Annotated in this window: 10 protein-coding genes and 1 pseudogene; 2 read left to right on the forward strand and 9 right to left on the reverse strand. The window is 36.2% G+C overall.

Annotation, left to right across the window (positions count from 1 at the left end):
- Window positions 1-127: 127 nt before the first annotated feature.
- Window positions 128-514: a cell wall hydrolase gene (locus tag ACFQ4A_RS16680; protein WP_382402528.1), complete on the forward strand. Its 387-nt coding sequence runs from the start codon at window positions 128-130 to the stop codon at window positions 512-514.
- 302 nt (window positions 515-816) lie between these two features.
- Here ACFQ4A_RS16680 and ACFQ4A_RS16685 read toward each other — a convergent pair whose 3' ends face one another.
- Entirely contained in the window at window positions 817-1,059 is a 243-nt protein-coding gene (locus ACFQ4A_RS16685; protein WP_382402536.1) for an SIS domain-containing protein, read from the reverse strand.
- A gap of 237 nt (window positions 1,060-1,296) precedes the next feature.
- Between ACFQ4A_RS16685 and ACFQ4A_RS16690 the strand changes: the two genes are divergently transcribed.
- Window positions 1,297-2,235 (forward strand): AEC family transporter, encoded by a 939-nt coding sequence (locus tag ACFQ4A_RS16690; protein WP_382402529.1) that lies wholly within the window; start codon window positions 1,297-1,299, stop codon window positions 2,233-2,235.
- A 263-nt stretch (window positions 2,236-2,498) separates the two neighbouring features.
- On the opposite strand, the gene ACFQ4A_RS16695 is transcribed toward ACFQ4A_RS16690, so the two are convergent.
- The 8 genes and pseudogenes from ACFQ4A_RS16695 to ACFQ4A_RS16730 all read right to left on the reverse strand — a co-directional run.
- On the reverse strand, window positions 2,499-3,158 hold the full coding sequence (locus ACFQ4A_RS16695) for a hypothetical protein (protein ID WP_382402530.1): 660 nt from the start codon (window positions 3,156-3,158) through the stop codon (window positions 2,499-2,501).
- 108 nt (window positions 3,159-3,266) lie between these two features.
- Window positions 3,267-3,560, reverse strand: a complete 294-nt coding sequence (locus tag ACFQ4A_RS16700; protein ID WP_382402531.1) for a DUF378 domain-containing protein — start codon at window positions 3,558-3,560, stop codon at window positions 3,267-3,269.
- A 396-nt stretch (window positions 3,561-3,956) separates the two neighbouring features.
- Window positions 3,957-4,139 carry a pyrimidine dimer DNA glycosylase/endonuclease V gene (locus ACFQ4A_RS16705; protein WP_382402532.1) on the reverse strand — a complete coding sequence of 61 codons (183 nt, stop codon included), beginning with the start codon at window positions 4,137-4,139 and terminating at the stop codon, window positions 3,957-3,959.
- 649 nt (window positions 4,140-4,788) lie between these two features.
- Window positions 4,789-7,875 (reverse strand): type I restriction endonuclease subunit R, encoded by a 3,087-nt coding sequence (locus tag ACFQ4A_RS16710; RefSeq protein WP_382402533.1) that lies wholly within the window; start codon window positions 7,873-7,875, stop codon window positions 4,789-4,791.
- A 15-nt stretch (window positions 7,876-7,890) separates the two neighbouring features.
- On the reverse strand, window positions 7,891-9,132 hold the full coding sequence (locus ACFQ4A_RS16715) for a restriction endonuclease subunit S (RefSeq protein ID WP_382402534.1): 1,242 nt from the start codon (window positions 9,130-9,132) through the stop codon (window positions 7,891-7,893).
- Complete coding sequence (locus tag ACFQ4A_RS16720) at window positions 9,132-11,696, reverse strand: type I restriction-modification system subunit M (RefSeq protein ID WP_382402535.1); 2,565 nt, start codon at window positions 11,694-11,696, stop codon at window positions 9,132-9,134. The genes ACFQ4A_RS16715 and ACFQ4A_RS16720 overlap by 1 nt, the downstream gene beginning before the upstream one ends.
- Before the next feature lie 3 nt (window positions 11,697-11,699).
- The gene (locus ACFQ4A_RS16725; protein WP_382402537.1) at window positions 11,700-11,927 is read right to left on the reverse strand and encodes a helix-turn-helix domain-containing protein; all 228 of its coding nucleotides are present in this window, start codon (window positions 11,925-11,927) and stop codon (window positions 11,700-11,702) included.
- Window positions 11,910-12,257: pseudogene (locus tag ACFQ4A_RS16730) on the reverse strand (recombinase family protein); the annotation flags it as partial. The gene ACFQ4A_RS16725 and the pseudogene ACFQ4A_RS16730, both read right to left, overlap by 18 nt.
- Window positions 12,258-12,399: the final 142 nt, after the last annotated feature.

The raw sequence follows: 12,399 nt of genomic DNA on the forward strand, positions 1-12,399 counted from the left end.
CATGCCCACTAAGTATACAGGAGTTTTTATTGATATTGGTAAATTGTTCCGCAAGGAGTGGTGAAACTAGTCGCAATCACTGGTACAAATAACCGCAAGGTTGGTACAAGTTAAATGCAATAATCAGATGATGAGAGCGGAAGCCGTGGGCGAAGGAAAACAAGGTATGTTGTATGTGGGAAATGTCATTGTTAATCGGGCTAAAGCGGATTGTTCAGATTTTACAGATGTAAGATCAATTCGAGATGTCATTTTTCAAGTACAGGGAGGAAATTATTCGTTTGAAGCTGTCCAAAAAGGTAATGTATTTTATCAAAGAGCGCGATCTTCTGAAAAAAGACTAGCAAGAAAGAATTTAAATTATTGGAGAGAACACCCAGGGAAATATGCTCTTTGGTATTTCAATCCATATGGTCCATGTCCTCCAACGTGGTACGGTCAACCTTTTTCTGGTCAATATAAAAATCATTGTTATTATGAACCAGCGGCTGGAACATGTGCCAGTGTTTATTGAGTTATTGTATTTATCCAAAAAAAACAAGTTTATGAAATGATCTTGCGCTACATGAATAACGACCACGAGCTTTAGGTGAAAAGCCTAAATAATTAAAAGACCTTCAGTCTACAGTGTATTAAACTTGTAGATTAAAGGTCTTTTTATGCAAAAAATATGCTGCCATTTAATACATTCATATTCCATATTTTTAATATCTCGAATTCAAGTCTTCCGGATAATAGGAACGTTTTCCGATTTCAATAACTAATGCCTCTATCAAGGCAACAATTGGTACCACAGAATATTGTTTTTCGCTCACTTCAACTTGTAAATGTTACGGGAGCGTATCGAATAATAGGACAAGAAATATAATCCGTTATCAATATAATCTTAATACCCAGTTGATTGGCCAGCATAGCTGCTTGTATAATTCGATTAGTGTATGGCTCAAAAGCAAAAATCAGTAAAACTTCATCCTTTTCAATTTGTAATATATTATCAAAGAGTACTTCGGTATCATGGCTTAATTGTCTTATCTTATAACTTATAAGAAGAAAAAGTATTTATCGATATTATTAACGTGTGAATGGAAATAATACAAAAAATATTATGTTTTTGATTTAATTATTTAAAAGGATAACGTTTGGAAAACATTCTTGGTCACTATTCAATGATATTACCTTATTTTCGACTAATCAAGTAAGAACAAATGATGTTGGTCCTTCGTTGGTCACAAGAATTTATCCTCTGCATAAACCAATTAGGATATTTGCTCATATAGTACAGCAGGAGTGATTATCATGGACTCAGCATGGGCGTTTCTGCAGGAGATGATTCATCTTTATATAATTGCGCTGATCGGTTTTACGGTACGGAAAAAAGGGACCTTAAATCAAAACACCGATCATGTACTGACACAGCTCATTTTATACGTCACACTTCCTGCCCTCATTTTATTTTCATTGGATATTCCCTTTTCATTTTCTTTAATTAAAGAATTCCTTTTGCTTTTGAGCATGTCTGCTTATATCTTACTGATATCGATATTCCTTGCTGGATGGATGCGGAAGCGCTCAAAGCTTTCAGATAGGCAGAAAAGTGTTTACGAAGGTCTTATTATCTTTGGCAATCAGGGATATATTGGCTTTGCAGTTATCTTTGCTGTTTTTGGAGAGCAGGGTATTGTTTATTTAACCATGTTTAATTTGATTTATTTCATCCTCATATGGACGTATGGCATTTACTTATTCACGAAAGATAAAGCGCAGATAGACTGGGGGAAAATATATTTAAATCCTGGTGTGCTTTCCACATTGACTGGTATGCTGGTTTTGTTTCTCCCCATCAGCTGGCCTGGTATCGTGGCAAACACATTTGAAAGTATAGGAAAAATGACTGTTCCGCTTTCGATGATTTTAATTGGCAGTTTAATCGCAAATATAGCTTACAAAGACCTTGCCTTCCTGATGAAAAACATTTATATATGGCAAGCTACAATGGCAAAGCTTCTCATTATTCCGCTGCTACTGATCTTTTTTACAACTTTTTCTGTCCCATTCTCTTTACTCATCATAGCCGTTCTTACATCCGGAATGCCTTCTGCTCCAACTATGTCACTTTACGCACTAAAATTCGGAGCCGACACACATTTTGCTTCTCTGGGTGTCATGATTTCCAGTATGTTATGTGTCCTCACGATTCCATTGTTATATGTTGTTTTACACTTGTTATATGCATAACCAGAGCAAACGAATGGTTGTGGTAGATCGTTTCTTTTCCTTGATTTGTGTTATGTTATTCCCGTTTAAGCTCACTTCTATTTTGTTCTAATTGTGGATCAAATCCAAAATAAGCTGTCATTATCTTTGTAAAAGTATTTTTAACTTCTTTCGGCCATTTCGAAAGTTACCTGATTACGATTATATTACTTTTTTCTGCTTATCTTTTTGCCTTCTCCCCTCTAATATCTTAAAGCAATGTTAGCAACAATATAATAGAATGCTTATAAATCAAGTTGATCTTGGTAGGCCTTAGTTGCGACTAATGATATGGTTAATATCAATTCAAAACCATTTATTATTGCCGAACTATTGACAGGAACTGGCACAGCACTTCCCAACGTCATTATAGTAACCCCTATAAACATCCAAATCCATCCATCAAGTTTCCACAAAAGGATACCGGAAATAACAAGCACCAATGTTACAAGCAAAATCATAAGAGGTGGTCCAGATTCGGTCTCTATTGGTACATAGCGCAACACGCCACATTCCCCTTCAAGCTTTAATTTCAATCCTCTAATTTCTGTAAGAACTTCAAGAACGATCAGTATACTTGTAAAGAGTACAGTACCATAAAAGGCAAACTTATTGTTTAGCCCTTTTATCCCGGCAGACCTTAAAACACCGAGTGAAAAAAGAACCAGTGTTGGTGTAAAAAATGCATGGATCCAGTAACGCAACAGATTAAGAATTTCTAATAAATCCCCTTCTCCTACGAACCTGCCAACTGCGACCACTGTATTATCAAAAATTAAACCAACTAAAACTAAATAAATAAACGAACGCAGTGACGAGAATTGTGTTTTTGGGGTAATTCTTATACTCCAAACAAGCAAAGCTAGATAAGCGGCTGAATAAAAGAAATACAGAAATGTATCCAAATCACCCTCTCCTTTATATAAGTAAATAAATTCTCAGTAAAAATGAGACTGTCGCTAAGGTTCGTTTTGCAACAGTCTCATTCCATTTATAATTACGGTGTTAACGTGTCATTCCTTATCACGAAACGGCTCATTTTCTTCACTAAATTCTGTAGCGTATTTCAAATTCCTGGATCTCCTTGTTCCGTCATTATCGTAATCATCTTCAGGCATCGGTTCAAATAATAACGGCAGGCAGCACAAGGCACCAATTCCTACAAGTGTATACACGACCCTCGACAACGCAGCATCCTGTCCACCAAAAAGTGTTGCTACTAAATCCCATTGAAACAATCCAATTAATCCCCAATTAAGCGCACCAATAATGACTAATACGAAGGCGATACGTTGAATGGTTTTCATTGTTGCACCCCTAACTTTAGATATATTGTTCGTAAATTCATTTGGTGATTTGCGTTCGACCTTATTATTTGAGGGGCTGTTTATTTTATACAATTTTCACGAACGTAGTGTGTGTTCTTAGCACCACAAAAGCAAGGATTAAGTCTCAATATAGTCGACAACCTTTCATTATTATCAGTGCTTATGCGTTTGTATGATATCCTGCAATTTCGAATTCCTTTTTTTGCGTAAATTTTCAATTCACTCTTCCAAATAATCCTGATCGTGTTCGGGATATATTGTTTTGCCAGAGTCCTTTAACAAATTGGTGTTTCCGTAAAAACTTTGATAATTGTGCCGGGGGCATTGTTTATAAACGATCCTCCCACAAAGGATCAACCCGATACCCTCTCGTTCTCATTTCATGCATCTCCTTTTATGGTACAGAAAGAGCCGTTCCGGGCTGTAGTAAAACACATACTGGACAGTGGCGTGATTCTTTCCCCAGCTATTCCCTCTCAATGCACAACACTCCCAGTGCTGCCCGAGTAATTGGTGACGAGGTAATATCGGAATCAATGATTCATGCCATAATCTCATCCCTGCTAACCCCCTATAATATCCATTTAAAAATAGTGTTCATGATTAACCAAGAATAAAAAAGGACGCTTCCGCAAAAGTAAACAACTTTTACGAAAACGCCCTATCATACACTTACATATATTTCAATTGTAATTTAATGTGAGGTTTTTAACTTTAAAAAGAACCAAAACCCTGTCATTACGGGCGTGGGAGCACGCTTACATCATGCCGCCCATATATTAACCATATAAACATGAACAAACACCCTCTATAAAGCCTATTAAATCAATGTTTTTGTGTTTTCAACAAACATAAAAAAGACCAATATTAAACACAAACATGAACAAAACATGAACATGAATAATTATCTTTACCATATTCTTTATGTGACTACTGTAAAATCTTGTCTGGTCAAGTTTGAAGCAATTGAATAAACTTCTGCACCGCCTTCACCATCTTCCATAAACATATGAAGCACAATTCCAGCTAACATAGTACTTTTTACGTTCTTTCATAGACGAGTTTCTTCCATATTATATGAAAGTTCATAAACCGCTTTAAATCAACGTTTTTCCCTGTTTGTATTTCATGGGATTTTAACCGATTTTTCGTAAAAAGGTATTCAAAATATATACGCTGACACACTATATACAGGAAACCTATTTAATTAATTATATTTCGATTTAATTTTCGGTATTTCCTCACGAAGAAATTCCATTAATTTCATATTATGCTCTAGCTTATTTTTTCCCTTTTGGTTCATTGCTGACTCAAATTCCACACTACCAACTAAGTCATCTTTAAAGGGGATATCATCAGATCTTGTAATTGAATATGCTTCAACTGAATCTTTAAGAATATTGCCATCTAACCCCCATTCTTCAGCAGACGCTTGGAGTATTACTTTCATTTTACTATTCTTCCAATTATTAAACGCTTCGTCAAAGTTAACTCCGCTTGACACATTTCCGGGCTCAAGTTCCTCTATCACAAACTCTTTTAATAACTCTGCTTGTTCATGGTCACCCATGTTACTTAATTCCTCTATTTGCTGATAAATGATACGTAATGTTTCTGTATCAACAGTTTGCCTACCATTAGATGAGGTTGCCTTTGCGCCAATCAGATTAAGAATATGGCTAGCATCTATTACTTGTGTTCCTGCTAGCTTTGTTTTTCCAGCTAGTGCGTTTGGGGATATAACAGGATCGGCGTCCCTTTCTTCCCAAGTTAAATTTTTATAAGCACCCACATAGCGTAACCATGTATGTTCATCAATACCAAAAGTTTGTTCATTCCATTTAAATTCATAATACTGTTCCACTAAATTTAATTGTTCCGAACTGTCTTTATATGCCAGTATAAAGGCTTCTTTTTTCTCCTGATCATGTGCGATCTCTTGCCAACTCGTAGGATCAGGCAATGTAGGAATCATTTCACTTACTTTGATTGCGAACTTTTCGACGGCTGTGTCATAAGGTTCAACAATGGCCTTACTACTTTTGCCTCCACTACCATATAATTTTAGTGCCTGATTAACCATATCCTCTGTGATTCTTGGATATTTAAAATTTATAATCGAGCCAAACTCTTTTTCTTCACCGTATATACGATTTGTTCTAGAATAAGCTTGAACAAGTTTTTGTAGTTCAAGTGGACGGTCCACGTATAACGTATTGATGAATTTGGAATCGTATCCTGTCAGTAATTGGTCTGCAACGATAACTAGATCAATATTCTTCGGATTTCTTCCACTACCACCACGTGTTGCTCGTTCGACAACGTCTTCATAGTAAGCATCTTCCCCATGCTTCTTATCGCCTGCGACAAATTCAATCCCTGTAAAAGAAGCATAATCTCTAAACATCGCTTCCATGACACTTGGATCTACCGGTTCGTTGTCTTCATCGCCTCCAAAACTAAACGTCATCGCCACGTTTAATTGAATGTCGTTACAACCTTCTAATTGCTTCTTAAATTCATCATAAAAAGCAATCACTCGTTTTTTATAGGCGACTGTCAAAATGGCATTGAATACTTGTCCCTGTGATTGGGATGACCATTTGTTTAATATCTCCTCTACCACACGTGGAATATGCATTTCATCATGATACACAAGGATGCCTCTTTTTTGTGCTTGTTGTTCTACCTCCAATTCTGACCAACTATGTACAAGACGTTCAAGTTCCCGTTCAGCCGCATTTGATTGCTCTTGTTTCAACTGTTCAATGATGTGTTCTCTTAAATCGTCATAACTCGAAAATTCGCCTGTATTCATATAATCGACATGAAAACCAAGTACGTTTTTATCAGCAATTGCCTCATCAATGGTATATTGGTGAAGTTGCGGACCGAATAACTTCTCTGTTGTATTGATTACTTCACTTTTTTCGTTAATTTTTCCCTTTATTTTGTTTTCGTCAAATAAAGGTGTTCCTGTATAGCCGAAGAAAAATCCATTTTTCCTAAAATAATGTTTGATCGTTCCCATCATATTCCCCATTGTCGTACGATGGGCTTCATCAATGATAAAAACAATTCGCTTATTTGCTATACTTTCATCTTGTGCTTCTTCTAGTTCCTTTACTAACGCATTCAATTTAAATGTCGTTGTGACAACAATCCCACCGTTAGATGATTTCAGTATTTTTTTGAGTTGATATGTATGTTTCGTATCATCAACAGAAACAGGCTCATAGGCAGCATATGCTTTAAAGTTCTCACTCGTTCGATTATCTAACTCTTTACGGTCAACAAGGAACACCACTTTGTCGAATCCTCCACGGGTCGATAAAAATAAAGCAGTTTTAAAACTCGTGATTGTTTTTCCCGACCCTGTTGTATGCCAAACAAAACCACCATGTGGAATCTTTTCTTCATTATCCCATCCGAACGCAGCACCTTCTACTGCTTGCAGAGCATGTACTTGATATGGTCGCATAATCATATGACGTCTATTTTCTTCTTCTTTTGCTTCATCAATGACTAAATAGTCACCGACAAGTTGATGTGCCATCGGAATCATAAGGAAATGGCTGACAACATCTTCCCAATTGTTGATCGGTTTATTATATTCGTCAGCCCAGTGGAACACAAAGCTTGGGTTAAAATCTTGAATCGTTTTCGGTGTTGCAAAATAACGTGTCGCAACTTCCGATGTAATAACCATCATTTGAGAAAAAGCCATGAAATTATGGCTGTATTCACCATCACGGTAATAACGCTTGAACTGATTAAATGCTTCATCTAACGTCTTATCTGTTCGTTTTTGCTCGATATTAATAAGTGGCAGGCCATTAATAAGTAACACAAGGTCAAATCGGTTACTATTAGGTGATTCTATTTCTCTAGCAATACGATAGCTTGAATCACCACCACTAACCTGTGCCTTTTTGAAAATCGTTAACGTAATTTGTTGTCTCGTAATGCCAGGATGGTTATCACGATAAATGCCATCAATTTTCCCTTTTGATTGTTCCATCGCTAATATTTTAGCGGCCTCATAACTATTTGGAATTTGCCTCACTTGTGCCATCACTTGACTAAATTCATTATCTGTTAATGGTACACCTTCCAATTGATCGGCATTGATACGGTTCAACTCATCTCGCCAATGATCGATTAAGTGTTGTACGGTTACTTTTTGTTTAGTTCCATTTAAAACGTCAGGTGCTTCCCATTTATACTTTTGCAGCTCTTTAACAAAATTGTCTTGGAATGTCTTCTCTGAAGCGTTCTTTGGTGCATTACTCACACTACTCACTCCCTTTTACACAAACATCTCCTTTAAATACGCCTGTTTCATTGCTTTTAGCTTTTCTAATTTTCGTTCTGAATTGGAGATTTTATCGTTCAGTTGTTTGAAGAACCCGCCGATTTCTTGTTGCTCTTTACGATTCCTAGGAACAATAACCTTTAATTTCTCTAAAGAATTCTGACTTACCCCTTTAGCTGTTCCGCCACTTGAAAAAGTAGCTAACTCCTTAAATACTCGAGGTGAACGTAGTAATACAGCAAGAAATTCATTGGTGATTTTATTGGGAATAACCTCAAACGCTATTGTTCGTTGACTTAATATATAACCTCTATTATCAGGAACTTGTGCTACATTTCCCATGGGTGCCTCTGTTGTAAATAAAACTTGCCCTTTTTCTAAGTCACGTCCTACCATCCATTTATCATATAATTCTTGATTCCCGTAATGAACATCAGCTTTAAAATCAATATAACCATTTTTTACATTCAGTGCAGATAATGCGGGATAGCCTGTATCACTCCAATTTAAACCTAGCTTCTTTGGGGTCCTTCCTCGAAAATCAATAATTCTTTTAATATTATCAAATAAATATCGCTCTTCCCACTTTTCTGCAAACCCAGCAAATCTTCTTTTCGGCACACGTTCACCTTCAGCGGGGAACATTTCAGCAAGATAAGCAGATTTTAAAACTTTTGTTTTCTCTACTTTGCGTTGTTGAGTTTCAATCATTTCGTCTAGTTGTTTGAAGAAATGACCGATTTTTTGTTGTTCAATCTTTTTAGGAATATTTATTTCAACCTTCTTTATTTCATCTTTATTAATCTTTTTAGGAAATGCGATATGCAATGTACGCCTCCAAAGATCTCTTTGTACAGAAGTAGAACTAATATTAGCTACTAGGAAATATGGACAAACATCTTTTGTTTTCAAAAGGGCCAGACTAACGTAATAAGCTATGAGTCCATCGATCTCCACCACACTTCCTGTCCCAATATCTCCTATACGAGTCATTAATACATCACCCTTTTCAGGATAATTTTTAAATTCCTCTTTAAAGGCTTCTTGCGATATAAACTTATCTGAATGTAAAGTTCTTATATTTTCAACTGATAAAAACATAACTCCTTTATTTACATATTTAGGTGTCTGATGAGTACCATCGTAAACGTCAGTTATATCAGATAGTATATAAGTATTCCATTCGTAATCAAACTCTTCAAACCGTCTTTTCGGCACTAATTTCTTTTGTTCCATTAGTCACTCACCACCAATTGTTGCATCATTTTTTCAAAATCCTTTTCTAATTGTTCGCTTTCTTCTTCAATTGTCGTCAATGTATCTGCATAACGCTCTTGTAACATTTCAAGTGTTTGAAGCTCATCTTTTAATGGGTCTTCAATTAAGCGAATCATTTTCTCCGTCACTTTCCCGAACCATTTTTCATAGACAAGAAAATCAACTTCTTCATCTGTTAAGGCTAAAATACGTTCCTCTGTCTGTCCTTTCAGTTCCTTTTCTGATGCTTTCACCTCTTTATCTAACTTTGACTTTTCGCTTAGCAAGTTTTCCACCGTTTTTAATAGCTCATAAGCTGATGAATCATTTTCTGTAGCTTTTAATTCCGCTTTTACCCCGCCAACAGTAAATCCATCTTCATTCGCATTGAGTGCATCACTTAATGCGAATTCTTCTTTGCTATCTTCTACTTTTGTAGCCTCAACTAATTCTGCCAATTCGGATTCTACTTCTTGTGACCGTTCCTTCTTCGATTCGATTTGAGCCAAATCATCAGCATATAAATGGTTTTTAATTAAGCCATTCGGAACAATCATACCGACCCAGCCATCTTGTTCTATACGTTTCGTTTTGCCTGAGCCTTTTGTCACCATATTCGGTTCACGTGTACGACCAATTGTATAAAAGTCACTGTTTGCAATCTTCTCCGTATCTTTCATTAACATTTCTTCCCAAATTTCCGCAATAATTTGATAACCATCATACGTGTTTACATGATCAATCAATGATAGAGTATTTTTAATATCCTCTAACATACGTTCTCTTACATCCGTTATATCACTTAAGTCTGTGATATTTTTAAGCACTTCCCAATATCTCTCTATATAATCGTTTATGCTCGTTTTCATTTCTTCTTCTTTTTTCACGACACGGTCATCTTGTAAAATTACCTTCATCAGTTCATCAGTTGTTTTTGTTAACGTAACATAGCCAGGACGAATTTCCTCTAGTGATTGCTCCAAAAGATTCGGTACTGTATGCTGTAACACGTTTAATTGTTCAATATCCGTACTTGGAATGCCGCCATACAAATGTGCATCCACATCATGCGCAATGTCTTCTTCAACTGATTCAATATAACGGGGAATATTTAAGTTATATTCATTTTCAATTATATCTTTTTGTTCTGCTAAATAGCTATAACCCTTTTCAGATTTACGCTTTGTATACGTATCGACAATCTTTGCAATGTCTTTTTCTTGTAAGACGTTTTGTTTTCCTACTTTAATAAAGCTTTTTGAAGCATCAATCATTAAAACAGGCGCACCAAGTTCACGATTCTTTTTCAAAATGATAACTGTAACTGGAATACCCGTATTGGTAAACATTTTATCGGGCAAGCCGATAATCGTATCAATATAGTTCTTCTCTAATAACCGTTTACGTATCTCACCTTCTGCCCCACCTCTGAACAACACGCCATGTGGCAGAACAATGGCCATTGTTCCATTTTGCCCTAAGTGAAACAATCCATGTAATAGGAATGCATAATCTCCTTTTGAATCGGGGGGGATGACACCCGCAACTTCAAACCGTGGGTCACTTACTTTTAGCCCTTCATTATTCCAATTCTTAGCGGAATATGGCGGATTCATTACCACCGAATCAAATTGCACTCCTTCATTTGGTCGCTGTGGATCTTCCGGCCAATCCTGTCCTAATGTATCTCCATTTTTAACAGTCATTTTCTCGGGACGTACACCATGCAAAAGTAAGTTCATACGTGTTAAGTTATAAGTCGCTGTGTTTTTTTCCTGGCCATAATAATTAAGATTTTTTTGTGCTTCTACTGTTAAATGCTTTCCAACTGTTAATAATAACGATCCTGAACCAACTGTTGGGTCATAAATAGACTTAATGCTTGATGTTTTCGCAACAATTTGTGCCATCACTTCACTTACTTGACGTGGCGTGTAGAACTCTCCCGCTTTTTTTCCCGACTCCATTGCGAATTGTCCAATTAAGTATTCATATGCATCACCTAAGACATCACCTTTTTGCAAAGCAACCATATCTAAGTCAGCAAAGAGTAAAACAAGAGCCTTTATATTTTTACTACGTTCATTTAAATTGCTCCCTAAGGCTGTATCAGTCAAATCAAGTGTAGAGTTAGCAAATAATCCCTTAAAATCATCAGAATCACCTTTAATGGCAATCGTACGTTCAAAGTTATTTAAACTATCTGTTACCTTGTCTACTGCAAAATCTCCTGTTTGAATATCTTGTAGCCATGTTTGATATAAATAATCAGGTAACACATAGTAACCAAGCACATCCCGAATCATTGTTATTAACTGCTCTCCATATTCTTCATATGCTTCACGATATGCTTCAACAATTTCTGCTTCATCATTTGTTTGCACACCACTTGTTAATTTAAATGCCTCTAACGTTTTATCACTTAGGAATTTATAAAACATTAAACCTAACATATAGTCCTTATAACGACTTGCATCCATTGATCCTCTTAATCTAGTTGCACCATCCCAAAGCCTTCCTTTTATCTCTTCCGATGTAATCATCATTTATTCCCCTTTTATTTGCATTTTCTGGTGTACATCTGTTATTTCATGTTTGATTGAATAAATCGTGCTTCTTGCAACTCCAGTTCTTCGATGAATGTCCATCACACTTGTTCCAGTCGACAGATTTTTCACAATCTCATCATAAATTAGCTTATCTTTCCCCGTTGCATTCGCATGGTATTTTTTACTTCGACCAGTATATTTACCCTGCTTCTTAGCAATTTCAATCCCTTCTCTTTGGGCTGAACGAATTCGTTCTCTTTCTTCATCGACCATCCAAGATAATAAAGAAAGGACAATTTCTGACACTAATTGCCCAACACCTTCCAATTCTTTATATTTCCTAGTATCAAGGATTGGCATGTTCAAAACAACGATATCAACTTCTTCTTTCATTAAGGTAGCCCATTCCTCTTTAATTTCCTGTTTATTTCTACCAAATCTACTAAGGTCATGCACAACTAAAACATCACCGAAACGCAATTTATTTCGAACTTCGTGATATACTAGTCTTTCACTAAAGTTTTTACCTGATTGCTTTTCTTCAAAAATCTTATCACAGCCAAATTCATTGGCTCTCCGCTATTTAATATGGAAAAAACAGTATAATAGAGCTACATCCAATCTATTATTTACCGGTTAAAACCAAAAACCGGACAAGGGAATGGATTCGATTGCTTCGCTCTGCATTCACCACCTG

This window comes from Lentibacillus salinarum, assembly GCF_042679865.1.
Classification (GTDB): Bacteria; Bacillota; Bacilli; order Bacillales; family Amphibacillaceae; genus Lentibacillus; species Lentibacillus salinarum.

Coding starts and splice junctions, on each gene's coding strand:
- ACFQ4A_RS16680 (WP_382402528.1), top strand. CDS start 128: ATGATGAGAGCGGAAGCCGTGGGCGAAGGAAAACAAGGTATGTTGTAT.
- ACFQ4A_RS16690 (WP_382402529.1), top strand. CDS start 1,297: ATGGACTCAGCATGGGCGTTTCTGCAGGAGATGATTCATCTTTATATA.
- ACFQ4A_RS16700 (WP_382402531.1), bottom strand. CDS start 3,560: ATGAAAACCATTCAACGTATCGCCTTCGTATTAGTCATTATTGGTGCG.
- ACFQ4A_RS16705 (WP_382402532.1), bottom strand. CDS start 4,139: ATGAGATTATGGCATGAATCATTGATTCCGATATTACCTCGTCACCAA.
- ACFQ4A_RS16715 (WP_382402534.1), bottom strand. CDS start 9,132: ATGGAACAAAAGAAATTAGTGCCGAAAAGACGGTTTGAAGAGTTTGAT.
- ACFQ4A_RS16720 (WP_382402535.1), bottom strand. CDS start 11,696: ATGATTACATCGGAAGAGATAAAAGGAAGGCTTTGGGATGGTGCAACT.